The 23,511-nt window shown below is 66.4% G+C and carries 19 protein-coding genes; 9 read left to right on the forward strand and 10 right to left on the reverse strand.

Annotated elements, in window-relative coordinates:
• Positions 1-4: 4 nt before the first annotated feature.
• Together BUA26_RS17105 and BUA26_RS17110 are read right to left on the reverse strand one after the other, a co-directional pair.
• Positions 5-943, reverse strand: coding sequence for a complex I NDUFA9 subunit family protein (locus BUA26_RS17105; protein WP_072762099.1), 939 nt, complete (start codon positions 941-943; stop codon positions 5-7).
• A 25-nt stretch (positions 944-968) separates the two neighbouring features.
• Complete coding sequence (locus BUA26_RS17110) at positions 969-3,029, reverse strand: transglycosylase SLT domain-containing protein (protein ID WP_072762100.1); 2,061 nt, start codon at positions 3,027-3,029, stop codon at positions 969-971.
• A 121-nt stretch (positions 3,030-3,150) separates the two neighbouring features.
• Between BUA26_RS17110 and BUA26_RS17115 the strand changes: the two genes are divergently transcribed.
• Entirely contained in the window at positions 3,151-4,743 is a 1,593-nt protein-coding gene (locus BUA26_RS17115) for a glycoside hydrolase family 17 protein (RefSeq protein ID WP_072762248.1), read from the forward strand.
• Here BUA26_RS17115 and BUA26_RS17120 read toward each other — a convergent pair.
• The 5 genes from BUA26_RS17120 to BUA26_RS17140 form a co-directional block, all read right to left on the reverse strand.
• Entirely contained in the window at positions 4,660-5,073 is a 414-nt protein-coding gene (locus BUA26_RS17120) for a hypothetical protein (RefSeq protein ID WP_072762101.1), read from the reverse strand. The two genes, BUA26_RS17115 and BUA26_RS17120, sit on opposite strands and share 84 nt — an antisense overlap.
• The gene (locus BUA26_RS17125) at positions 5,070-5,882 is read right to left on the reverse strand and encodes an endonuclease/exonuclease/phosphatase family protein (RefSeq protein ID WP_072762102.1); all 813 of its coding nucleotides are present in this window, start codon (positions 5,880-5,882) and stop codon (positions 5,070-5,072) included. The genes BUA26_RS17120 and BUA26_RS17125 overlap by 4 nt, the downstream gene beginning before the upstream one ends.
• Positions 5,883-6,013: 131 nt before the next feature.
• Entirely contained in the window at positions 6,014-6,664 is a 651-nt protein-coding gene (locus BUA26_RS17130) for a thiol:disulfide interchange protein DsbA/DsbL (RefSeq protein WP_072762103.1), read from the reverse strand.
• 43 nt (positions 6,665-6,707) lie between these two features.
• Positions 6,708-7,592, reverse strand: a complete 885-nt coding sequence (locus tag BUA26_RS17135; protein ID WP_072762104.1) for a thiol:disulfide interchange protein DsbA/DsbL — start codon at positions 7,590-7,592, stop codon at positions 6,708-6,710.
• A 63-nt stretch (positions 7,593-7,655) separates the two neighbouring features.
• Positions 7,656-8,435, reverse strand: coding sequence for a c-type cytochrome (locus tag BUA26_RS17140; RefSeq protein WP_083573062.1), 780 nt, complete (start codon positions 8,433-8,435; stop codon positions 7,656-7,658).
• A gap of 116 nt (positions 8,436-8,551) precedes the next feature.
• Between BUA26_RS17140 and yihA the strand changes: the two genes are divergently transcribed.
• On the forward strand, positions 8,552-9,262 hold the full coding sequence (gene yihA / locus BUA26_RS17145; RefSeq protein WP_072762105.1) for a ribosome biogenesis GTP-binding protein YihA/YsxC: 711 nt from the start codon (positions 8,552-8,554) through the stop codon (positions 9,260-9,262).
• Positions 9,263-9,990: 728 nt separating this feature from the next.
• On the opposite strand, the gene BUA26_RS17150 is transcribed toward yihA, so the two are convergent.
• Positions 9,991-10,482, reverse strand: coding sequence for a GAF domain-containing protein (locus tag BUA26_RS17150; protein WP_072762106.1), 492 nt, complete (start codon positions 10,480-10,482; stop codon positions 9,991-9,993).
• Between the two features lie 60 nt (positions 10,483-10,542).
• Between BUA26_RS17150 and BUA26_RS17155 the strand changes: the two genes are divergently transcribed.
• The 6 genes from BUA26_RS17155 (at position 10,543) to BUA26_RS17180 (ending at position 17,823) form a co-directional block, all read left to right on the forward strand.
• Complete coding sequence (locus BUA26_RS17155; protein WP_072762107.1) at positions 10,543-11,229, forward strand: TMEM175 family protein; 687 nt, start codon at positions 10,543-10,545, stop codon at positions 11,227-11,229.
• Positions 11,226-11,903, forward strand: a complete 678-nt coding sequence (bioD, locus tag BUA26_RS17160; RefSeq protein WP_072762108.1) for a dethiobiotin synthase — start codon at positions 11,226-11,228, stop codon at positions 11,901-11,903. Before BUA26_RS17155 ends, bioD begins: the two co-directional genes overlap by 4 nt.
• A gap of 52 nt (positions 11,904-11,955) precedes the next feature.
• A complete protein-coding gene (locus tag BUA26_RS17165; protein WP_072762109.1) occupies positions 11,956-12,303 on the forward strand; it encodes a hypothetical protein in 348 nt (115 codons plus the stop codon).
• A gap of 121 nt (positions 12,304-12,424) precedes the next feature.
• Positions 12,425-14,620 (forward strand): peptidyl-dipeptidase Dcp, encoded by a 2,196-nt coding sequence (gene dcp / locus BUA26_RS17170; RefSeq protein ID WP_072762110.1) that lies wholly within the window; start codon positions 12,425-12,427, stop codon positions 14,618-14,620.
• Positions 14,621-14,768: 148 nt separating this feature from the next.
• Positions 14,769-16,598 (forward strand): monovalent cation:proton antiporter-2 (CPA2) family protein, encoded by a 1,830-nt coding sequence (locus tag BUA26_RS17175; RefSeq protein ID WP_072762111.1) that lies wholly within the window; start codon positions 14,769-14,771, stop codon positions 16,596-16,598.
• Between the two features lie 121 nt (positions 16,599-16,719).
• Positions 16,720-17,823, forward strand: a complete 1,104-nt coding sequence (locus tag BUA26_RS17180) for a glycosyltransferase family 9 protein (protein ID WP_255368404.1) — start codon at positions 16,720-16,722, stop codon at positions 17,821-17,823.
• On the opposite strand, the gene BUA26_RS17185 is transcribed toward BUA26_RS17180, so the two are convergent.
• Positions 17,799-21,248 carry an ankyrin repeat domain-containing protein gene (locus BUA26_RS17185; protein ID WP_072762113.1) on the reverse strand — a complete coding sequence of 1,150 codons (3,450 nt, stop codon included), beginning with the start codon at positions 21,246-21,248 and terminating at the stop codon, positions 17,799-17,801. The two genes, BUA26_RS17180 and BUA26_RS17185, sit on opposite strands and share 25 nt — an antisense overlap.
• A gap of 71 nt (positions 21,249-21,319) precedes the next feature.
• The gene (locus BUA26_RS17190; protein ID WP_072762114.1) at positions 21,320-21,613 is read right to left on the reverse strand and encodes a YcgL domain-containing protein; all 294 of its coding nucleotides are present in this window, start codon (positions 21,611-21,613) and stop codon (positions 21,320-21,322) included.
• Between the two features lie 297 nt (positions 21,614-21,910).
• Here BUA26_RS17190 and BUA26_RS17195 point away from each other — a divergent pair, with 297 nt between their 5' ends.
• Positions 21,911-23,404, forward strand: a complete 1,494-nt coding sequence (locus tag BUA26_RS17195; RefSeq protein WP_072762250.1) for an OmpP1/FadL family transporter — start codon at positions 21,911-21,913, stop codon at positions 23,402-23,404.
• Positions 23,405-23,511: the final 107 nt, after the last annotated feature.

Consider the following 23,511-nt stretch of genomic DNA (forward strand, 5'->3'; position numbering starts at 1 on the left):
TCGGTCAGCGCCGCAGCGAACGCGCCGCGGCCAGCCGCCGCTGTCGCGCCGATGGGTTGAGCAGCACCGGCAGCCAGGGAGAGAACGGTTGCGGCGTGATGCCGAGCGCGACGTAACCGTCGACCGTGCCCACCGAATCGGTGTGCAGCGAGCGGAAATTGTCGAGCGAGAAGGGTTTGCCTGGCAGCAGTTCGGCGAACTGCGCCTGCAGCCGGCCGAGGCTGTCGGGCAGCGCGATGATGGGCGTGCGCAAGCCGGCGGCCGTGCGGATTTTCCGCACGATCTCGCCCAGCGTGAGCACTTCGGGGCCGTACAGTTCGAAGCTGCGCCGCCGCCCGAGCTTGTCGCTGCCGACGCAACGTGCAATCGCCTCGGCCACGTCGCCGACGAAGGTGGGCGCCATCCGTGCCTTCGCGCGCGCCAGCGGCAACACCGGCATGCGTCGCAGCAGCGCGGCAAAGCGGCTGACCAGTCCATCGCCCGCGCCGAATATCACGCTGGGCTGGTAGATCGTCCAGTCGAGTCCGGATGCCTTGGTCAGCACCTCGGCCTCGCCGCGGGTCTTCAGGTATTGCGACAAACCCTGGCCGGCTTTCAGCGAGCTCATCTGGTGCAGGCGTGGGATGCCGCTGGCGTGACAGGCTGCGATCAGGCGACGGGTCAGCTCCACGTGGGTGCGCTGGAAGGTATTCGGACCGCTCGGGTTGAGGATGCCGACCAGATTGATCACCGCGTCCGCGCCGACGAGGTGCCGGCGCAGCGTGTCGTCGTCGTAGACGTTGGCGCTGCGTACGCTCACACCGGGCAACACGCCCAGTTCGCGGTGCTGCTCCCGATTGCGCGACAGCAGCACGATGCGATGGCCGTCGGCGGCCAGCCGCGGCAGCAGATGGCTGCCGACGAAACCGGTACCGCCGAGAATGACGAGTTGCTGTGCGGCCATGCGGATCTGTCCTGGATAGGCAGCGTCAAGGCGACGCGTTGGGCGCGCTGGATGTCGCTGCCGGAACACTGGCCGGCTCCACGGCCGGACAGCTGATCGCGCGGCGCACCGTCGACGCGTTTGGCAGTCCATACGGCTGGCCGATCGCACTCATGCGCGTGGCCAGCGGCACGGCATTGCCATGCAGGCGCCAGTCGTAGATCACGCTGAACGCCATCACCCGCGCCACATACTCGCGGGTTTCCTTGAACGGGATGGTCGCCACGAACAGGTCCGGCGTCAACGTGCCGCGCGCGGCCAGCCACTGGTCGACGCGGTTCGGGCCGGCGTTGTAGGCAGCGCTGGCCAGCCACGGCGAACCGTTGAAACGCTCGGCCATCTGCGCCAGATAGCGGGTGCCCAGCACGATGTTGGTGGCCGGGTCGTACAGCGTGTCGCCACCGCCCCAGTCGAGGCCATTGCGTTTGGCCACCAGCGCGGCGGTGGCGGGCACCAATTGCATCAGGCCGCGGGCGTCTGCGCCGGAGCGCGCATCGTCCATCCATGCGCTTTCGGCGCGCACGATGCCATAGGCCCAGACCGGTTCGATGCCGGCCTGTTCGGCCTGCGGCACCACGCCGTCCTGACTGGCCAGCGGGAAGCGCAGGTCGTACAGCCGCAGCGCATCGCCGCTGCTGAGAGTGAATACGGCGCGGTCGTACCAGCCGCGGCGATGGGCCAGATCGGAGGCGATCTGCAAGGTGGCCTGATCGGCGTCCTGCAGCGCGCGGGTCCATTCGCGCCGGGCCAGCTTGGGCAGGCCGACCGCGTACAGCTCGAAGGCGCGCAGCAGGCCGGGGTTGGCCAGCAAGGCCTGTTCGCCTTGAGGATTGTCGGCGAGGGTCAACGGGCAGATCGCGTACGGCTGGTCAAGCTTGTCGGCGGCGAGAAAACCGTAGAACGTGGACTTGGTGGCCTGCGCGATGAGCTGCCGGCGTGCCTCGTCGCTGCGGCCCAGCGCGGTCAGCGCGCGGGCGTGGAAGTATTGCCATTCGCCGTCCTGCTGCTGGCTGGCCGGCATCGCGTCGATCGCCTCCAGCACCGCGGTCCAGTTCTGCCGGGCCAGCGCCACGCGCACGCGCCATTCGCGGCTGACATCGGTCTGCATGGCGGCGGGCAGCGCGATCAGGCGGGCCAGCGCGCCATCGTCGAAATCGGTGGCGTGGAACAGCGCCAGCGCGTACAGGATCTGGCCGCGCTGCTGTTCGCTGAAACTGAAGTGCGCTTGAAGTTGCTGCCAGGCCGTGTCGGCGCTGGTGGACTGACGGCGAGCCAGCCGGGTCAATGCCAGCGTGGCGGCCTGCCGGTTGCGCGAGGTGTCGGGCCAGTCGGCTGCGGTAGTCAGCGCGCCGGCCGGATCGCGCAGCGCCAGCGCGAGTCGTTGCGCGGTGGCGCGATCATCTGCCGGCAGCCAGTCGGCCAGCTTGGCGATGGTGCCGGGCTGGCCGGCGTCGGCAGCGCGGTCGATGCGCGTCCACAGCCGTGCACTGGTCAGCAAGCCCTGGTCGTGCGCGGCATCGAGTACTGCATCGCAGGCATCGGGTAGATTCGGTTTGGCCCAGAAGGTGGCCAGGTCCTTGTCGAAATCCAACGTGCCGCCGCTGGCCAGTCGCGCCTGCAACGCATCGCAGCCGAGCGTGTCGCCGAGGCCGGGCTGGTACAGCGCGAGGAAATGGTTCCAGTCCTGGCGACGCGCCAGTTCCAGCAGGAACGAGCGGCGCAGGTCGGCGGCGGGAATCCAGTCGGGATACTGCTTGAGATACGACTCGACGGCGGCGCGGTCGATCTGCTGGATATCGTGTTCCAGCGCCGCCGCCTGCAGATAAGGGTACAGCGGATAGTCGCGCAGGCCGGCGGCCAGGCTCCGCCAGCCATCGCCACCTTGCTGGGCGGCGGCGTACGCCTGCTTGAAGGCGGCGCGCTGAGCGGCACTGGGCTCGGCGGCATGCGCGATCGCGGCGATCAGCAAACAGCCGGTCACCGATAACAACCGGGCCAGCAACGGCCGGCTGAACGAGATGCGCCGAGGTGGGGCGACAACAAACATGGGGACTCCTGCGGTCGATCTATGTGCAGTGTAGTCGATGGTCCGGATTCGCTTGTCGCGAATCGGTGAGGGCTCGCCTGCTAAGCTGATGCGCTTCGTCTTCAGTATTTCCGGGATCGGCATGTCGTCAACGCCTTCGCCAGTTTTTCGTCGAGCCGGGTGGGCGTGGGTAGTGCTGGTGGCGCTGGCTTTGGCCGGTGCGTACTGGTGGTGGGCGATCGGCCGGCCGGTGGCGCTGCCGGATGCGCCGTCGGCGCGGATCGCCTGCGTGTCGTATGCGCCGTTTCGCAACGCCGGCGAAACGCCGCTGGATGCGCTGGCCTTCATCTCTCCCGAGCGTATCGACGAGGATCTGCGTGCGCTGTCGCAACGCTTCGATTGCGTGCGGACCTACTCGCAAGGGCAAGGTCTGAGCGCGGTGCCGCAGATCGCCGAACGCTACGGTATGAAGGTACTGATGGGCATCTGGCTGGGTGCCGACAAGAAGTCGAACGCGCAGCAGATCGAGCTGGGCATCGCCACCGCGCGCAAGTATCCGCAGGTGCTGCGCGGCGTGATCGTGGGCAACGAGGTGCTTTTGCGCGGCGATCTGTCGGCGACGCAATTGGAGGGCTATCTGCGTGAGGTGCGCTCGGCGATCAGCGTGCCGGTAACTTATGCCGATGTGTGGGAGTACTGGATGCGCCATCCCGAGCTGGCCGGCTCGGTCGATTACCTCACCATCCATGTCCTGCCGTACTGGGAGGACGAGCCGGTATCGCCGGAGCGCGCGGTGCAGCATGTGGCGACGGTATACGCGACGGTGCAACAGACGTTTCCAGGACGGCGCGTGATGATCGGCGAAACCGGCTGGCCCAGTGCCGGACGGCCGCGTCAGGCAGCCAGCGCCAGCCTGGTCAACGAAGCGCGCTACCTGCGCGAATTCCTGGTCTACGCGGCGACTGTGCACATGCCTTACAACGTGATCGAGGCATTCGACCAGCCGTGGAAGCGCGTGCAGGAAGGCGCCGCCGGCGGTTACTGGGGCATCTTCGATGTGCAGGCGCAGCCGAAGTTCGCGATGCAGGGACCGGTCATCGAAGAGTCGCATTGGTGGGCCGGGTGGCTTGCCGGTGTCGCTGGCGCCGGATGGTTTGCATCGATCGGAGCATGGCGGCGGCGCTGGCGAGGCTGGCGTGGCTGGACGGCGCTGGCGCTGACCGGCGTCGCCAGCGGCTGTGCGCTGGCCTGGCAGTACCGCCAGATGTGGTATGCCTGCGGCAATCTGTGGGAATGGACGGAATCGTTCATCGCCTGCGGCGTGGCCTTGCTCACAGCACTGCTGCTGGCGCGCTGGATCGCTGCGCGGCTGGCCGGTGTGACGCCGCCTTCCGTCTCCGGATGGCTGCGCCTGGGCTGGCTGTTTGCGCTGGCGTTCTACGGCCTGTTGCTCGCATTCAATGGGCGTTATCGGGATTTTCCGCTGGGCCTGTTCATGCTGCCCAGCGTCGGCTACGCCCTGGTTACCTGGTTGTCCGATCGACGCGACGTGGCGATGCCGCTGCTGGAGGAACGTTTCCTCGCTGCCTGGTTGCCGTTGCTCGCCGCGATCGTGCTGGTGGGGGAAAACGGCATCACGCCGGTGGCGTGGCTATGGTTGGGATTGAACCTGCTGCTGGCGTTGTCGGTGTGGTTCGACTGGCGCAACGCGCGCCTGCAGCCGCAGCAGGCGTAGGCTGCCGATCAACAGTGCCACGGCGCCGATCTCGAAGTCGTAGAGCTCGAATGCGAACGCGCCCAGCGCGGCGGCCAGCCATGCCAGCCACGGGCGTTGCGACAACAGCGACAGCGCAGCGGCGAGCAGTGCCGCGACACCATAGGCGTGATACAGAAAACCCACTATCAGCCACTGCCGTCCGCTGCACCACGCGGGGGCGTTGACGGCGTCGCACTGCTGTCCGATCGCATGGGATTCGATCAGGCTGAAACGAAGCCATGCCGTACCCAGCACGACTGCCAGCAGCAGTACCCATGGCCATCCCCATCGCCACGTTGTCGACTTCATTGGCGCCGACTCCGTGAGGTGTTGCCGCCGACATGTGCCGGCAGGCGGATCTCCGCCGCCAGCGGCAGGTGATCGGAGAACGCCTGCGGCAGCGCCCAGGTCTTGTCCAGGTGGATCGCCGGGGTGGTCAGGATGTGATCCAGCGCGCGCCGCGGCTTCCAGCTGGGAAAGGTCGGGGTCGATTGCGCCGGTGGCTGCAGATTGCATTTGGCGAACAGGTGGGCCATCTCGACGCTGTGCGGCTCTGTGTTGAGATCGCCCATCAACACCGCGTGTGGAAAGTCATGCAGCAACTCCGCAATGAAGCCGAGCTGGCGTGCACGCGCCGGCGCGCTCAGCGACAGGTGCGCGATCATCACCGCCAGCGCGCTGTCGCCTTCGCCGAACTGCGCCAGCAGTGCGCCGCGGCCGGGGATACGGCTGGGCAGCGGATAGTCCAGCACCGAGTGCGGCTCCAGTCGGCTGATCAGTCCGTTCGCCGAATGCGCCAGCCGCGCCATCGCCCGGTTCGGCTGGTGGCTCCAGAACGGCATGCCGGCGGTTTCGGCGAGGTAGCGGGTCTGGTTGAGGAAGCCCGAACGCAGGCTGCCGGCATCGGCCTCCTGCAGGCCGATCACGTCGAACTGCGGCAGTACCTCGGCGAGCCGGTCGAGGTTGTCCATCTTGCTGCGCCCGGGCAGCACGGCGTTGATGCTGCGAGTGACGTATTCGCTGTAACGCTGGACGCTGGCGCCGGCCAGGATGTTGCAGCTCAGCAGGCGCAGACGGCGCTCGGCAGGGGCAGCTTGGAGGAGGGCGGCGCGGGTCATCGCAACACACACTACAGGGAAGGAGGATGCCCACGCTCTTGGACGTGCGCCGGGCAATGCCGCGAAGCATGATCCATCGCATGTGAACAAGACGGCACTCGCGCCACCGGAGGCGGCACGGTGCGGCCGGCTTATTTGCCGCTCAGCTCGCGCTTGACCAGCCAGAGCGTCACCGCAATCATTTCGTCGAACGAGTGGACGGTGGCCACGCGATACTTGCCGTTGACCACGATGGTCGGCGTGCCGTCCACCTGCCACTTCTGGATCAGCGCCAGATCGTTCTTCAGCTTTTCGGTCGTTTCGGCGGACGTGGCGATGCCCATGAACGCGGCGCGGTCGACGCCTTCGCGGGCGTAGAAGTCGGCCAGTTCGTCCATCGAATTGATCGGGTAGTTCTGGCCGAATTTGGCGGCGAACAAGGCCAGGTGCGTGCGGTCGACTACGCCCAGTTGCTTCGCTGCGTAATAGGCGCGCGCATACGGCAGCCACTCGGCGTTGAACGGCGCCGGTACCAGCTTGAACTCCGCGCCTGCCGGCAGCTGCTTGCGCAGTTTCTCGGCGGCTGGTGCGAACTGCGCGCAGTGAATGCAGCCGTACGAAAACACCTCGACCACTTCCACCTTGCCGGCACTGCTGTAACGCTGCTGCGGAGCAGGCAGGGTCACGTACTCGGTGCCTTCGGTGTACGGGGCCGTGGTGCTGGACTGCGCGGTGCACGCGCTGGCCAGCAGCAGACCGCCGAACAGGATGAATGCGTGCAGACGGGCAAATCGCTTGAGCATGGGGTTCTCTCTTCGCTTGGGGGTCGGCATCAATCGAGCCGGCTTACTTGCCGGCCGCTTCCTTGGACACCAGCCACTGGGTCAGCTCGATCGCCTGCGCGTAGCCACCAGCAGAGGTTGCCGTGAAGCGGTACTTGCCGTTGATGATCATGGTCGGGGTGCTGTCCACGCCGTAGGCCTTCATCAGGTCGTCGGCACGCTTCATCTGCGTATTGATGGAGAACGAGTTGGCGATGCCGACGAACTCCTTCGGATCGACGCCGTACTTGGCGTAGAACTTCGCGATGTCGTCGATCGTCGGCCATGCCTCCTTGGGCTTGGGCTTTTCAGCCTTGAGGTCGTAAGTGGACAGCTCGCCGGTTTTCCAGGCGGCGTCGAACATCGCATCGTGGGTCTTGTCGACGACGCCGAGCGCCTGTGCCGCGTAGAACGCGCGCTGGAACACCGGCCAGTTCTCGTCCGGACGGAACGAGGCCGCCAGATAATTCATCACCGCGTTCGGCGGCAGGCTCTTGGCGATCTGGTCGGCGGTGGCATGGAAGCCGTTGCAGGCCGGGCACGCATACGAGAACACTTCGGTCACTTCGATCTTGCCCGGATGGCTGGTCGGCTGCGCCGGCTCGATCACGAAGTAGTTCTTGCCCTCGACCCATTTGCCGTTGTCGACAAAGGGCGCCGCCGCTGCGACAGGTGTGGCAGCGGCCGGTGCGGCGCTGCCTGTGGCAGCCGGCGTTGCGCTGCTGGTGGCTGCCGGTGCGGGGGTTGTGGCGGCGTTGGCCGGGGCAGCGCTGCTTGGTGCGGCTGGCGTGGCCGCGGTGCTGCTGGTTACGGGCGCGGCCGGTGGGACGCTGCCGCCGGTGTCGCTGTCATGGCTGCAGGCGGCAAGCGCGAGCAGGGCGGCACACAGGAACGGCAGACGCTTCAACATGGCAGACCTCGAAAGATGGGGCATGGAACCGACAGCGCCGACACGTCGGTCGGCGCAGGTCTATCAGGGCGAGGGCGTGGCGGCCGGCTGGGTATCGGCGCTGTGCAAACCTTCGATGTAGCTGGACAGTGCGGAGATGTCGTCGGCGTCGAGTTTCTTCGCGATCGCCGGCATGATTTGCGATTGCGCATCGTCACCCCAGGTGGTGCCGTCGTGCCAGGCCTTCAGCGTGGCTTGGACGTACTGCGCGTGCTGACTGGTCAACTGCGGATACATCGCGCCCGGATTGCCGCGGCCGTCGATGCTGTGGCAGGCCATGCAGGCCGGGATGCCGCGTGTGCTGTCACCTTGACGGAATAGGGTCTCGCCCTTTTCGACCAGCGCCTGGTCGGCTACGCCGGGCAGCGGGGTCTTGCTGGCGAAGTAGGCGCCTACGTCGTGCATGTCCTGGGGGGACAGCGGCGTGGCCATGCCCAGCATGATCGGGTTCTGCCGCTTGCCGGCCTTGAAGTCGGTCAGCTGGCGAACGATGTACCGCTCGCTCTGGCCGGCCAGCTTCGGGTATTGCGCGTCGCTGGAGTTGCCGTCCATGCCGTGGCAGGCACCGCAGGCGGCAGCCTTGGCCTGGCCGGCCGCGGCATCGCCGGGTTTGGCGGCTTCAGCCACCGCGGGCGCGACGAGAGGCGCTGCGCTGGCTGGTGTTGCCGCCGTGGCGGCAGCGGCAGGCGCGGCAGTTTTCGGCTGGGCGTCCTGTGCTGTCACCACACTGGCGGACAGTGCAAACACAAGGGCAATGGCGGACCCAAGAACAGCGGGCCGAAAACCAGCGGACCGAAAACTCATACACTTGACTCCCGAGAGACTTGCAAACACTGCCAGTGATTGCGGCCATGCGGCCTGCAGCAGGCAGAAACCGCAGAATTATCCCTGTGCCACCATAGCTTGGTCAAACCATTCCCATGTCGAATCCCTTACAAGGTGCGCAGTTTGTGCTCGCTGCCCACCGCATCAGCCAGCTTCCCGCCGATCAGGGCGCGGAGGTGGCGTTTGCCGGCCGCTCCAACGCCGGCAAGTCCAGCGCGCTGAATGCGTTGACCAATCACAAGGGGCTGGCACGCACTTCCAAGACCCCTGGCCGCACCCAGCAGATGGTCGCGTTCAGCCTGCCGCCGTACAAGGATGTACCAGTGTCGCGGGCGCAGGATGCGCAGGAGCGACCGCCGCCGGCCCAGGTCGATGGTCAGCCACCGTCGGATGTACGCCTGATCGACTTGCCCGGCTATGGCTACGCCAAGGTGCCGCTGGAGATGCGCGAACACTGGAAGCTCGAGATCGACGCGTACCTGCATCAGCGCCGCAGCCTGCGTGGGCTGGTGCTGATCGTCGACATCCGCCATCCGCTGAAGGAGTTCGACCGGCAGATGCTGGAGTTCTGCTTCGCCACCCAGCTGCCATGCCACCTGCTGCTGACCAAGGCCGACAAGCTCTCGCGCGGCCAGGCCACGCAGGCGCTGGCCACCTTGCGCAAGCAGTTCGCCGCCGAAGGCCTGCATGCCACCGCGCAGATCTTCTCCTCCTCCGCCGGCACCGGCGTGGAGGAAGCCCGGCAGGCAGTGATGACGCTGCTGCGGCAGCCGCGGGAAGGCGCCCATCAAGACCGCGAACGCTGACAGAGATCATTGTTGTAGGAGCCCGCTGGCGGGCGACGCCCTTGCTCTTGCTCTTTGGTGGTTGATTTGAAGCGAAGAGCTTTCGTGCGCCGTTGGCGCCCGAGTTACTTTCTCTTTGTGTGGCCAAAGAGAAAGGTAACCAAAGAGAAAGGCCACCCCGCTTGGCGCTTGCCGGGCTCCTGCCCGGCAAGTCCGTGAGCCGGGGCCGGGCTTTTCGACAGGGCATCCTGCCCTGGCGAAAAGGAGTCGACATCCCTGTCGACTCCCGCTGCGCGGCCTGTCGTCCCCGTCTCACCGCCGCACAGGGGCCCCGGTAGAGCAGCGGGCCTTCGTGGCCCGCACTCGGTGAAAAGCTGAGGCGAAGCATCGCTCTGGCTCTTCTGAACAGTACGCGCAGGAGGCGCGTTGCTTTACCGGGGCCCCTCTGAAGCGGCGGGTGGGTGAAGGAAAGCCCGCAGGGTGGTCGGCACGGATGCCGGCCAGTTTGGCGTCAGCACAGGATGTGCTGTCGACAAACCCCGTAACCCACCCGCGGACTTTGCGGGCAGGGATGCCCGCAAAGCGCGTAAGCGGGGTGCCCCTCTCTTTGGTTACTTTCTCTCGGGCAAGCGAGAGAAAGTGACTCGCCCTCCGCAGGAGGACGAAAGCTCTTCGCTCTAGCTAATCAAAAGAGCCAGAGCATCGCCCGCGAGCGGGCTCCTACGCACAGTTGAGGAATCGCCGGGCGGTCAGCCGCGCACGGATTCCATGAACACCGTGCACAGCGCCTGCATGCCGGTGCGGTCGTCCTCGTCGAAGCGATCGATCACCGGGCTGTCGACATCCCACACGCCGAGCAGGCTGCCGTCGGCCTTGATCAGCGGCACCACGATTTCCGACTGCGAGGCGGCATCGCAGGCGATATGCCCGTCGAACGCATTGACGTCGCGCACCAGCTGGGTCTCGCGCGTCTGCGCCGCGGTACCGCAGACGCCGCGGCCGAGCGCGATGCGGATGCACGCCGGCTTGCCCTGGAACGGACCGACCACCAGCTCATTGCCGTCGTACAAATAGAAGCCGGCCCAGTTGAGGTCGGGCAGGCTGTGGTAGATCAGTGCGCCGAAATTCGCCGCGTTCGCGATCAGATCGCGCTCGCCGGCGAGCAGGCCGCGCGCCTGCTGCGCTAGGTCTTCGTAGTGTTCGCGCTTGCTGGCATATGCGTGGGGCTTCAGTTCGAACATGCGGTGTGTCCGGCGGCAAAGCCCGTATTATGCGCCGAGCGATCATGACGGGGATGCAGCATGAGCTTGAACGAACAGCGCGAAGGCATCGAGGCGGGGCGGCTGGACATGTTTGTGGATGGCGCGTTCGCGTTCATCCTGACCTTGCTGCTGATCGGCGGCGAGTCCATTCCCGACAGCACCGGTAAGTTGCTGCTGACGCTCGGCGGCATTCCGGCGTTTGCCATGAGCTTTTTCCAGATCGCGTTTTTCTGGCATGGCCATGTGCGCTGGCGCAAGCGTTGCCACGGCGCCACCCCGGCCGGCCGCTGGCTGTCGCTGCTGCTGGTGTTCTTCGCGATGATTTTCGTCTATCCGCTGCACATGGTGTTTTCCGGGGTATTCAACTGGCTCAGCGGTGGCCTGCTGCCCAGCGATTTCCACCTGGTCGGCGGCCCGGCGGATATGCGCACGCTGTTCGCCTGCTATGGCTTGTCATATGCCTGCATGGCCGGCACGCTGACCCTGCTGTTCATGCACGCCGCGAAGACGGCGGCGAAGCACGGGTTCAACAACGTGGATTCGCGCCGCGAGATGCGCATATGGAGTGTGCCGGCCGCGATCGGGCTGGTCTCGACGCTGACCGCGTTGTTGCTGCCGTTGTCGGCACCGGGGTGGACCTGGTCGATTCCCGGGTTCATGTATTCGCTGCTGTTCCTGATCGGGCCGGTGGTGAGCCGCTTCAACCGCCGCTACGCATCGGCGTGACGGCAGCTGTCTTCATCGCCGGCACCGATACCGGCATCGGCAAGACGCATGCGGCGTGCACATTGCTGCATGCTTTGCGCGCCGCCGGATACAGCGCCTGTGGCATGAAGCCGGTCGCCAGCGGTTGCTTCGAAACGCCTGAGGGCTTGCGCAACGACGATGCGCTGGCGTTGCAGGCGGCGAGCAGCACGATGCCACCGTATGCATTGATCAACCCGATCGCGTTGCGCGATCCGCTGTCGCCGCACCTGGCTGCTGCACATGCCGGCGTGGAAATCGCGCTGGCGCCGCTGCGTGCGGCATTCGATCAACTGAGTGGCACCCATCAAAAGGTAGTGGTCGAAGGCGTAGGTGGCTGGCTGGTGCCGTTGGCGCCGGGATTGCTGGCGGCGGACATCGCGAAGCAGTGGCGGCTGCCGGTGATCCTGGTGGTCGGTTTGCGGCTGGGCTGTCTCAGCCATGCGCTGCTCACCGCGCGGACGATCGAAGCCGATGGCTGCCGCCTGCTCGGATGGATCGGCAATGGCATCGATCCGGCGATGGACGCGCTGGACGAGAATCTGGCGACGCTGCGCGAGTTGCTGCCCGCACCGTGTCTGGGCGTGCTGCCACATGGCCTGGCGTCGGTGCGGGCGGCGAGCCGATTGGTGGCGGCGGTCACCGCCATGGACTGAGCTTCACATCCACTGTGCTTGGATAGGCACTTATCTCGTCGCCGGAGGCAACATGGCCCGCAATCACTATTATCTTTCGGTCGCCGACCTGGCCCATGCGCGGGGCGATGATCCGCGGTTTGCCTGGGATGGGGCTGGTCCGGACGGCTTTGCCGCCGCGCTGCAGCAGGCTTTGCGCAATGACGGCCTGTTCCAGCGCTGGCGCGCGGTGCAGCCCGATCCGGATGCGGTGAACAGCAGTCTGGGCGTCTGCGATCCGGCGGCGCAGGTGACCGCCCAGGTCGCCGACCTGCGCACCGACGTCGATCTGCTCACCGACCTGCCCATGAGCGTGGTGCGCCATCGGCTTTATCTGCTGATCGGTTCGGCGTGGCAGCTGCGCGACATGCGCGCGGCCTGAGCTGGCGTCACGCCACTGGCGGCATGACGTATGGGTTTGGAGAAACCGCAGGGGAATGGGTACAGTCGGCAGCTCCGACTTAACTGTGTCCGGTCACGGACGCGCCACCTTGGGAAGCCCGATGTTCCGTCTCCGCTTGATTGTGATCGCCACCGCGATGGCCCTGGCCGCCTGCTCGCAGCAGCCCAACGGCGCCGCCACCTCCCCCGCGACAACCACGTCGAGTACCCCACCGGCCGCCACTGCCATGACCAGCAACCCGTTCTTCAGCGCCAGCACCTTGCCGTTCCAGGCGCCGCCGTTCGACAAGATCAAGGACACCGATTATCAACCCGCGATCGATGAGGGCATGAAGCAGCAGCTGGCCGAGATCGAGAAGATCGCGAATAACCCGGAAGCGCCCACGTTCGAGAACACCTACGTGGCGATGGAGAAGTCCGGTGTCATGCTGAATCGCGTGATGAGCGTGTTCAGTGCGATCACCGGTGCCAACACCAACGATGCCTTGCAGAAGGTGCAGGAAACCGAGGCGCCTAAGCTGGCCGCGCATCATGATGCGATCTACCTGGACAGCAAGCTGTTTCAGCGTGTCGAGACGATCTACAACCAGCGCGACACGCTCAAGCTTGATCCGGAATCGGCGCGTCTGGTCGAGGTGGTCTACAAAAACTTTCTGCACGCCGGAGCCAAGCTGTCGGATGCCGACAAGGCTCGGTTGAAAGATCTCAACAAGGAAGAATCCACGCTCAGCACGGCGTTCACCAACAAGTTGCTGGCGGCGACCAAGGACGCCGCGCCCGTGCTCGACGACAAGGCGAAGCTGGCCGGCCTGTCCGACGCCGAACTGGCCGCGGCCGCACAGGCCGCCAAGGATCGCAAGCTGGACGGCAAGTACGTGCTGTCCCTGCAGAACACCACCCAGCAGCCCGAGTTGCGGGACCTGAGCGACCGCGCCACGCGTCAGGCATTGTTCGATGCCTCGTGGAGCCGCGCCCAGAAGGGCGACGCCAACGACACCCGCAAGACGATCGAGCGGCTGGCGCAGATCCGCGCCGAGCAGGCCAAGCTGATCGGTTTCCCGAACTACGCGGCGTGGAAGCTGGACGACCAGATGGCGAAGACGCCGGAGATGGCGATGTCGTTCATGGGCAAACTGGCGCCGGCCGCGGTGGCGCGTGCGAAGCGCGAAGCGGTCGATATCCAGGCGCAGATCGACAAGGACCAGGCCGCGCTGAAACAGCCCGGCTTCAAACTGGCGCCGTGGGACTGGAACCGTTACGCCGAGGAAGTGCGCAAGGCCAAGTACGACCTCGACGAAAGCCAGATCAAGCCGTATTTCGAACTCGACAACGTGCTGCAGAACGGCGTGTTCTACGCCGCCAACCAGCTGTACGGGCTGACCTTCAAGGAGCGACACGACATTCCGGTCTATCAGCCCGATGTGCGCGTGTTCGAAGTGTTCGACAAGGACGGCACCTCGATGGCGCTGTTCTACTGCGATTACTTCAAGCGCGACAACAAGAACGGCGGCGCCTGGATGGACAACTTGGTCGGCCAGTCGAAGCTGCTCGGCACCAAGCCGGTGATCTACAACGTCGCCAATTTCAGCAAACCGGCCGCCGGCCAGCCGGCGCTGCTGTCGTTCGATGACGTGGTCACGATGTTCCATGAGTTCGGCCACGGGCTGCATGGCCTGTTCGCCGACGAGCAGTATCCGACCCTGTCCGGTACCAACACCGCGCGCGACTTCGTCGAGTTTCCCTCGCAGTTCAACGAGCACTGGGCGACCGACCCGAAAGTGTTCGCCAACTATGCCAAGAACTACAAGAGCGGCGAGCCGATGCCGCAGGCGCTGGTCGACAAGATCAACAAGGCCAACAAGTTCAACTCGGGCTACGGCATGACCGAACTGGTCGCTGCCGCGCTGCTCGACATGAACTGGCACACGCTGGGCGCCGATGCACCGCTGCAGGATGCCGACCAGTTCGAAGCCGCTGCCCTGAAGAAGGACAAGATCGACCTCGGCTACGTGCCGCCGCGTTACCGTTCCAGCTACTTCCAGCACATCTGGGGTAACGGCTATGCAGCCGGCTACTACGCCTACCTGTGGACCCAGATGCTGGCCGATGACGCCTTCGTGGGCTTCGAGGATCACGGCGGCCTGACCCGCGAGAACGGTGATCGTTTCCGCGCGATGATCCTGTCGCGCGGCAACACCGAAGAACTGGCAAAGCTGTACAAGGACTGGCGCGGCCAGGATCCGGGCATCGAGCCGATGTTGATCAACCGCGGTCTGAAGGACGCTCCGAAGAAATAATCGGCGCACCACTCTTGTGTCACGATCAGGCCCGCCGCGCGCGGGCCTGATCGTGCGGGCCCGACCGTTTCCGGCAGCCGCCGAAGAATGCCGTGCGCGCATCGTGCACGTGGAATAATCGAGCCTCCCCGACCGGAGTGGCCTGCACGTGGACAGCCATCATTTCCTGCGGACCGCGGTGGTGTTCCTGCTCGCCACCGTCATCGCGGTACCGCTGACCAAGCGCTTCCGGCTCGGCGCGGTGCTCGGCTACCTGCTGGCCGGCGTGGCGATCGGACCGCAGCTGCTTGGCCTGATCAAGGATACCGAAGGGGTCGCTACGATCTCCGAGTTCGGTGTGGTGCTGATGCTGTTCGTGATCGGCCTGGAGCTGTCGCCGCAGCGACTGTGGGTGATGCGCCGCTCGGTGTTCGGTACCGGCCTGCTGCAGGTGCTGGCCACTAGCGTGGCCATTGGCGCAGCGGCGTATGTCCTGTTCGGCCTCAGCGGGAAGGCGGCGGTGATCGTCGGCGGTAGCCTGGCGCTGTCGTCCACCGCGTTCGGCCTGCAGATCCTGGCCGAGCGCAAGGAGGCCGGCGCGGCCTACGGCCGTCAGGTGTTCGCGGTGCTGCTGTTTCAAGATCTGGCGGCAATCCCGCTGATTGCCGCGGTGCCGCTGCTGGCTTCATCGACCGCTCAGAATTTCGATCCGTTCGCGGTACTGCGCACGGTCGGCGTGATCCTGGCAGTGGTGGTCGGTGGCCGCTATCTGTTGCGGCCGGTGTTCCGTTTCGTGGCGCGCGCGGATTCGGTGGAAGTGTTCACCGCCACTGCGCTGCTGGTGGTCATGGGCGTCGCGCTGTTGATGGATCTGGCCGGAGTTTCCGCCACGCTGGGCGCGTTCCTCGCCGGCATGTTGCTGGCCGACTCGGAATACCGGCACGAGATGGAATCGAACATCGAGCCGTTCAAAGGCTTGCTGCTGGGCCTGTTCTTCATCAGCGTCGGCATGTCGATGGATATCTCGCTGCTGCTGCGCCGGCCGGGGCTGATCTTCGGCCTGTTGGGGGCGTTGCTGCTGCTGAAGAGCGTGCTGCTGTGGCCGCTGGGACGGCTGCTGGGCGGCCTCAACCGTTCCGACACTTTGCGCATGCTGGTGCTGCTGGCCTGCGGCGGCGAGTTTGCCTTCGTACTGCTGCGGCAGGCGGCCGAGCAGCGGCTGATCGACGCCGGCCAGCGCGACGCGCTGGTGCTGACCATCACCTTGACGATGGCACTGACGCCTTTGCTGGTAGTGCTGGCGGCGAAGGCGTTGAACGTGATGCCGAAGAAACCGGTGCGCGAATTCGACACCATCGACACCGCGCCGCCGCGGGTGATCATCGCCGGCTTCGGCCGGGTCGGGCAGATCATCGCCCGCGTGCTGCGCGCGCAAGGCATCCCGTTCGTGGCGCTGGAGCATTCGGCCGAGCAGGTCGATTTTTCGCGCCGCTTCGGCACCGTCAACCTGTTCTTCGGCGATCCGGCGCGGCCGGAGTTGCTGCGCGCGGCGCAGGCCGACAAGGCCGAGGTGTTTGTGCTGGCCACCGACGATCCGGAGGCGAACCTGCACACTGCGCGGCTGGTAAGGCGGCAGTATCCGCATTTGAAAATCATCGCGCGCGCACGCAATCGCCAACACGTGTTCCGCCTGATGGACCTCGGTGTCGAGGAGCCAGTGCGCGAGACGTTCCATTCCGGCCTCAAGATGACGCGCAAGACGCTGGAGGCGCTGGGTCTGTCGCATGAACTGGCGGTCGATCGGGTCGAACGGTTCCGCCGCCACGACGAGGATTTGCTGAAAAAGCAGGCACTGGTCTACGACGACGAGACCAAGCTGATGCAAAGCACACGCGATGCGCTGGTCGACCTGCAGCGCCTGTTCGAGGCGGATGCCGAGCCGAGTGCAGAGCGCGAGCGAGGGCGTGATCCGGGGGTGCCGCTGGTCGGCGAGGAGTGACCCAGGTCACTACACGGCAGGTTTACGCGGGAATGGAGTAGGTTGCGTCAACCAGCTGTCGATTCCGGCGTTGCCTAGAAACATGCCTACGACTCAACTCCCAGCCTTGCCCGGACCCGTCGTGATCCGCTTTGGCCGGCTCGGCGACACCATTTTGCTGCAGCCGCTGCTGCACAAGTTGCATATGCGCTATGGCAGGCCTTGCCAGTTGCTGGCGCTGGGGGATTGGTCGCCATCGCTCTATTCAGCGCAGCCGGAGGTGGCCGGGTGCATTCCCCTGCACTCGCAGTACGGTCCGATGTGGATGCATCCGCAGCGTTGGCGCGCGGCGCTGGCGTTACGGCGCCTGCGCGGGTCGCCGTTCTATATCTGCGAACCCGAGTACCGCACACGGACCAAGGTACGCCCAATGCTGGCGCTGGCCGGCGTGCCGGCCGAGCATTGCACATTCATCGAAGACATCCCGTCGATCGAAGACGAGCACTGGGTGGACTGGCTGCTGCGTTTCGGCGACACCACACCCACTGCATTTCGCGCAGATAGCGGGTCGGCAGCACCTCCCGCTCAGGCGGCTGCACCGCAGTTGCGCGTCAGTGAGGCCGAGCGCGCCGACCGCGACGCATGGCTGCGCACGCAAGGCATGAGCGGGCGCCCGCTGGTGCTGTTGCAGCCGGCCAACAAGCGCACCATGCGGTGGAACGGAGTGCGCGCCGCCGAGGATGACGACAAGTCCTGGCCGGCGGAGCGCTGGGCCGCGCTGGCGCGCGCCATCAGCTATCGGCAGCCGCAGGCGCAAGTGTTGTTTTGCGGCTCACCCGCCGAGGCCGGTTATCTCGATACCTTGCTGGCGGTCACCGGGGCGGTGTCGTCCAGCATCAACGCCGCGGTATTGCCGCTAGCCCGCCTCAAAGCGCTGCTGGAGATCGCCCACAGCATGGTCTCGGTAGACACCGGGCCGGCCCATCTTGCCGCAGCCATGGGCTGTCCGCTGGTGGTGCTGATGGGCTCCCGCTCGCCGCGGATGTGGACCCCGCGCAGCGGGTCCGGAAGCGAGGTGGTGGTCCTTGGCGGGTTGCCCGCGATTCGACGGGTGGACGAGATCGAAACCGCCCAGGTGGTGAGCGCATGGCGCGCATTGCGCTGGCGCAACGCGGAGGCGATCGCCGGCACCGACGCCGAGAGCAGCGCCGGGACGACCGCTTATTCGGCCGGCTGCGCCGGTTGACGTAGCGTTTGTCGCACGCTCGGGATCGCGCTGCTGCGGGCGGCCAGCTCTAGCGCGATATCGACATAGCCGAGCTGCCGCGCCACGTCCGCCGCAGTGCGGCCGAACGCATCGGCCGCACTGCGGTCGGCACCGCGCGACAGCAGCACGCGCGCCGGCGGCAGCAGCGCATGCATGGCGCAGGCGTGCAGTGCGGTGACGCCACGCTGATCGGCATGTTCGACCTTGGCGCCGGCCTCCAGCAGCAGCGGAACCAGCGCACCGATATGGGTCGCATCGCATTCGCTGCCGGGGCGCAGTTGGGCGCCGAGCAGCAATAGCAGCGGGGTCTTGCCTTCGCTGTCCGCCCGGTTGATGTCGGCGCCGTGCTTGAGCAGGCCATCGAACAGGCGGCGTGCGCGCAAGCTGTCGTTGTGTTCGAAGCCGAACTGCGCAGCGGCATGCAATGCGCTGCGGCCGCCCGCGTCGACCGCGTTGACGTCGGCGCCGGCGACCAGCAATTGATCGACGATCTCCGGATAGCCCATCGCGGCGGCGACCATCAGCGCAGTGGCATCGTTCGGCAGGCGCTGGTCGGTGCCGACCTCGTGTTGCAGCAGCAGGGCGACCAAGGCCTCGCGGCGAGCTGCGACTGCGGCGGCCAGCGGGGTCACGCCGCTGCGCGCGGCCAGCGTGGGGTCGGCGCCGGCGTCGAGCAGACAGGCGGCGATCTCGCGATGGCCGGCGCCGCAGGCGCGCAGCAGGGCCGAAGCACCCTGGTCGTCCTGGGTGTCGACGGCGAAACCCAGTTCCAGCAGACGCTGCACGGTGGCCAGCGCACCGGCCGCCGCCGCGGCTGGCAGGTCGGTCGGTTGCAGTGGGCGATTCGGCCGCGCCCAATCGCGCCAGTCCAGCCAGCGTTCCACTGCCGGGTGTTCCAGCGCCAGTCCCAGTGGCGTCTCGCCGTTCGCATCGGCAGCTTCGGGATTCGCGCCGTAGGCGATCAGCGCACGCACCAGCGGCAGTGCCTGCGCGCCATGTTCGAGCGCGGCAAACAATGGTGTGCGGCCATCGCGATCGCGCGTGTTCGGATCGCAGCCGCGCGCCAGCAGAACCTGCAGCAATTCGGGTTGTGCATTGACCACGGCCAGATGCAGCGGCGTGCGCTCGCGCGCATCCGGGCCGAACGGATCGGCACCACGTTCGAGTAGGCTGAGCGGCAGCGCAGCCGCTTGCGCCACACCGTTGAGGCGCGACAACGCCTGCGCCAGCAGGCCGGCGCCGGCCGGGCTGGCGCCGGCTTGCAGCAGGTCGTCCAGTGCTTCGGTCGAGTTCGGCAACTGCTGCAGCAGTGCGTCGAACAGACGCCGGCCCAGCGGCGGCAGGGTGGGCGCGTCGGCGGTTTCGGCATCGTCGATGCGCGGCGCTTCAAAGCGGGCTTCGGCGTCGAGGCCGTGATCGAGCAGCCAGCGGCGGGCCGCGGCGAGACCGGGCGTGGCCAGATCCAGATACAGCTGCGCCAGTTGCGGCTGCGGCCATTCGCGCACGCGCTCGGCAAAGCCCGACACGATCGCCCAGTGGCCGAAACGCAACGCGTCGAGCAGGTGCGCCGGCGTGTCGGCGCCTTCGGCCAGCACGTCCTGGCTGAGGCTGGCCGGCAGCGGTGTGTCAGGGTCAAGCAGGGCGACCAGGTCCCAGCGGCCGGCGGCCGCTGCGTGATCAAGCGCGCTGCGGCCGTCGCTGCCAGGCGTCTTCGGTTCGGCGCCCAACGCCAGCAATGCGCGCACGGTTTCGCCATGCGCATGCGGCGATTGGCACGCCAGGGTCAGCGCATCACGCCCGTACTGGTCGCGTGCGCGCGCATCGGGCTGGGCTTCGGCCAATCGCTGCACGATGCCGCAGGCACCGGCGCGGGCCGCTTCCATCAATGCGGTGCTGCCATGCTGGTCGGCCAGGTTGATATCGGCACCGGCCGCGCACAGCGTGCGGGCGATTTGCTCGTGTCCTTCGGCGGCGGCACTCAGCAGCGCGTGCCGATGACGCGCATCGACCGCGTTGATCGCGGCGCGATGCTTGAGCAACAGCTTGACTCCTTCGACATCGTCGTCGGCGATGCCGGCGGCGGCGACCAGCGCCGGCTCACCGTCGGCGGGTGCCGGCTTGGCGCCATGTTCCAGCAGGAATTTCGCCAGCGGCCAGTTGGCGGCGCGGCAGGCGGTGGCCAGCGGGCTGATGCCGGCCTTGTTCAATGCATTGATAGGAGCGGCCGCGTCCAGCAGCATGGCCGCCACGCCCGGCTCGGCGCTGAGCACGGCACCGTGCAGGGCGGTATTGCCTTCGGCATCGGCAACCAGCGGGCTGGCGCCATTGGTGAGCAAGGTCAGCACCGCTTCGGCGCGACCGTGCCAGCTGTCGCGGGTGGCCGCCAGCAGCGGGGTGATGCCGCCGCTCGCGCGATTCACGTCGGCGCCCTTGCCGATCAGCGCGCGCAGCAGCCGGGTGTCCGGCAGCAAGGCGGCGAGCATCAGCACCGGGCGCTGGTCGCGGTCGTCGTCGGCCGGCGCGGTGTCGGGATCGGCGCCGGCCTCGACCAGCGCCAGGGCGCGCTCGATATCGCCGCCGCGGGTGGCTGCCAGCAGCGCTTCGGCCTGCTCGGGCGTGCCGGCCGTGCGTTCCTGTTCGCTCAGCACGGGGCGCGGAGCGACTGCGGCGCCGGCCGACAGCGCGGCATGGTCGCCGCGTCGGCGCGGCTGATGCCGTTCGCACAACAGCGCGCGCAGCGTGCGGTTGGCGATGATCAGGCAACCCAGCGGCAGCAGCACGACGCCGTAAATCGCCAAGGCGGCGATACGCGGCTCGGGTGGCAGCACGCCGTACAGTCCGGTCAGCGCGATCGCGCCGAAGGCCAGCACCAGCAGCGACAGCGCGGCCGGCAGGAAGTGACTGAAGAAACGTTCCTCGTGCGACAGGTGCCGACCGAACGCGATGCTGCGCAAGGTGGCGGTGAAGATCCACGAGCCATCGCGCTGGCGCGGATAGGCATCGTCCCAGACGAACACCAGCCCGAACGCCGGCCACAGCCGCCACAGCGCGGTCAGCGCCAGCACCAGCGCCGCGGCCAGGATCAGGGCCGCGCTGAGGCTGGGTGTCTGACTCAACTGCAGCATCGGCCATGCGACCAGCACGAACACCAGCGCGGCGTAGCCGGTGAACATCACCGTATGCGCGGCGCCGCGGCGCAAGACGGTGCGGCCGAAGTGCGGTTCGGGATCGAAGCCGATCGCGTGGCAGATCGCGGCCATGGTCAGCGCATTCGCCAGCAGCAGCGGAATCAGGGTCAGCGGATGAGTGGCCAGTCCGGCGGCGGCGACCGCGAGCAGACCTGGAATGAACCAGGCGAGAGCCTGCATGAGAGGAGGGCGGCGGCGCGATTTGGGCTGGGTCATGGGGACAGTATAGAAATCGTTGGACGTGCAGACGGTAACCAAGTGTTAACGCCACCGACACAGTGACGCGATCACTCGTCCCGGTCATCCCGCGGAGCATGGGTATAGGCGAGATGGTTGGCGGTGGCCAGGGTTTCCTGCGGCGGCAGCTGTAGATGCCAGCCTTGCATGCGCAGGTTGGCGAGCACCTGCTCGGTGTTCTCCACCGGCAACTCGCGTTGCCCGTCCAGATGCACTTCCATCACGAAGCGCAACTCACCCAGCAGCAGTACCAGCGACTCGGGCAGCACATCGAACGCATCACGCTGCGCCAGCCACAGATAGCTGTCGGCTTTGCGCACGCTGGCATAGACAAAGCACTGCATGGCGCCACCTCCGGGGACGATGTAAGGACTGATCAGGGTAGCAGCGTGGCCGTCTGCTTGCCCGCCCCGCGATGCCGGTGGGAGGGTCGCTGGAGTTCGCGCGGAAAGCGCATGGCAGCCAAGTGATGTCTGCCGCACTCGCGTCCATTCGTTAGTTAAATGTTGCGGCTGCACTTGCAACGCCTTGGACGAGCGGGCAAAGTGCGCCGCGGGGGCTTCAAACGCGCGTATGAATTTCATCACGATCGCCGCCCCAGCTATCTACCCGAGCCGCATCACGATAAGCAGGAGCAAGCGATGTCTATGTCTTTCCGTTCCTTCACGGGCGTTGCCCGTCCGCTCGCGCTGGCTGCACTGAGCGTGGCCATTCTTGGCGCACTTGCGCCGGGGGCCGCCAATGCCAGCGCCTTCCAGCTCAAGGAAAACAGTGCCAAAGGCCTGGGCCGCGCCTATGCCGGTTCCGCCACCGCCGGTGGCGACGTCTCGGTGGTGGTGAACAATCCGGCGGCGATGACCGATCTCAAGGGTACCTACCTGCAGGCCGATGTCACCGCGATCAACTTCAGCACCAAGTTCACCGGCACGGCCCACGACGTGCTGGGTCGCCCGATCAGCGGCGGCAACGGCGGCGACGGCGGCACCACCATGCCGGTGCCCGCCTTGTTCTTTGCCACCCAGGTCAACGACCGCGTGCACGTGGGCGCGGGCTTCTCGGTACCGTTCGGCTTCCAGACCGAATACGACAAGAACTGGGTCGGCCGCTACAACGCGGTCAAGTCCAAATTCGAGTCGCTCGATGCCACGCTGTCGGCGTCGTTCGATGTCACCAGCACCTTCAGCGTCGGCGCCAGCGTCATCGCCCAGAAAACCAGCGCCGAACTGAGCAGCGCGATCAACTACAACGCCGTGGGTCTGGGCATCCAGCAGGGCATCGGTGCGAAGACGGCAGCTGGCGTGGCGCAGATCCAGGCCGCGGCTCAGGCCGGACTGATCCCGCCGGCGCAGGCCGCCGCAATGATTCAGGCGGCTGTGCAGCAGGGCCAGGCTGCGGCGGCCGGTGTAGCCGCTGCAACGCCGGTGGGCTCCGACGGCCTTGCCCGCATCAAGGGCGACGACTGGGGCTACGGCTGGCAGCTGGGCGGTTACTGGAAGCTGACCCCGAACGACAAGTTCGCGCTCAACTATCGTTCCAAGATCAGCCATCGTCTGGAAGGCACGGGCAATTTCACCACCACGCCGGGATACAACGCGTTGCTGGCGAATCCCGCGCTGGCTGCCTCGATCCCTCCGTTCTCGCACACCACGGGTACGGCTGACTTCACCACGCCGGCCGTGATCAGCGCGAGCTACTGGCACCAGGCGGAGAAGTTCGGTCTGGGCATCGATCTGGCGTACACCAAGTGGGACGTGTTCAAGAACCTGACGGTGAATTACGGCAATACGCAGCCGTCGACCACGGAACCGTTCGACTGGCGCAACACCGTCTTTGCCTCCATCGGCGGCGATTACTACCTGAACGACAAGGTCACCTTGCGCGCAGGTATCTCGTTCGACACCACGCCGACCCACCTCTCCACGCGCGACGCGCGGGTGCCCGACTCGACCCGTCAGATGGCCTCGTTCGGCATCGGCTACAAGGCCAGCGAGCACTTCGAGATCAATGCGTCCTACGCGCATATCTTCGTCAACCAGGCCCATGTCAACTCGACCAGCGGTACCGGCGACGTGTTGACCGGCAACTTCGACGACTACGGCAACCTGCTGAGCTTTTCGGCGCAGTACAAGTTCTAACCGCGGCAACACGGTTGCGCCCGTCGAACTGATGGACGTCCAAACAAAAACCTCCCCGCGCGAGCGGGGAGGTTTTTTTGTGCGATCAGGCATGGCGGAGGGGCCAG

Source organism: Rhodanobacter sp. OK091 (genome assembly GCF_900142825.1).
Classification (GTDB): Bacteria; Pseudomonadota; Gammaproteobacteria; order Xanthomonadales; family Rhodanobacteraceae; genus Rhodanobacter.

What these genes read in the sequence shown, in the direction of transcription:
- BUA26_RS17105 (WP_072762099.1), bottom strand. Translation starts at nt 943, where the DNA reads ATGGCCGCACAGCAACTCGTCATTCTCGGCGGTACCGGTTTCGTCGGC.
- BUA26_RS17110 (WP_072762100.1), bottom strand. Translation starts at nt 3,029, where the DNA reads ATGTTTGTTGTCGCCCCACCTCGGCGCATCTCGTTCAGCCGGCCGTTG.
- BUA26_RS17115 (WP_072762248.1), top strand. Translation starts at nt 3,151, where the DNA reads ATGTCGTCAACGCCTTCGCCAGTTTTTCGTCGAGCCGGGTGGGCGTGG.
- BUA26_RS17120 (WP_072762101.1), bottom strand. Translation starts at nt 5,073, where the DNA reads ATGAAGTCGACAACGTGGCGATGGGGATGGCCATGGGTACTGCTGCTG.
- BUA26_RS17125 (WP_072762102.1), bottom strand. Translation starts at nt 5,882, where the DNA reads ATGACCCGCGCCGCCCTCCTCCAAGCTGCCCCTGCCGAGCGCCGTCTG.
- BUA26_RS17130 (WP_072762103.1), bottom strand. Translation starts at nt 6,664, where the DNA reads ATGCTCAAGCGATTTGCCCGTCTGCACGCATTCATCCTGTTCGGCGGT.
- BUA26_RS17135 (WP_072762104.1), bottom strand. Translation starts at nt 7,592, where the DNA reads ATGTTGAAGCGTCTGCCGTTCCTGTGTGCCGCCCTGCTCGCGCTTGCC.
- BUA26_RS17140 (WP_083573062.1), bottom strand. Translation starts at nt 8,435, where the DNA reads ATGAGTTTTCGGTCCGCTGGTTTTCGGCCCGCTGTTCTTGGGTCCGCC.
- yihA (WP_072762105.1), top strand. Translation starts at nt 8,552, where the DNA reads ATGTCGAATCCCTTACAAGGTGCGCAGTTTGTGCTCGCTGCCCACCGC.
- BUA26_RS17150 (WP_072762106.1), bottom strand. Translation starts at nt 10,482, where the DNA reads ATGTTCGAACTGAAGCCCCACGCATATGCCAGCAAGCGCGAACACTAC.
- BUA26_RS17155 (WP_072762107.1), top strand. Translation starts at nt 10,543, where the DNA reads ATGAGCTTGAACGAACAGCGCGAAGGCATCGAGGCGGGGCGGCTGGAC.
- BUA26_RS17165 (WP_072762109.1), top strand. Translation starts at nt 11,956, where the DNA reads ATGGCCCGCAATCACTATTATCTTTCGGTCGCCGACCTGGCCCATGCG.
- dcp (WP_072762110.1), top strand. Translation starts at nt 12,425, where the DNA reads ATGTTCCGTCTCCGCTTGATTGTGATCGCCACCGCGATGGCCCTGGCC.
- BUA26_RS17185 (WP_072762113.1), bottom strand. Translation starts at nt 21,248, where the DNA reads ATGACCCAGCCCAAATCGCGCCGCCGCCCTCCTCTCATGCAGGCTCTC.
- BUA26_RS17190 (WP_072762114.1), bottom strand. Translation starts at nt 21,613, where the DNA reads ATGCAGTGCTTTGTCTATGCCAGCGTGCGCAAAGCCGACAGCTATCTG.
- BUA26_RS17195 (WP_072762250.1), top strand. Translation starts at nt 21,911, where the DNA reads ATGTCTATGTCTTTCCGTTCCTTCACGGGCGTTGCCCGTCCGCTCGCG.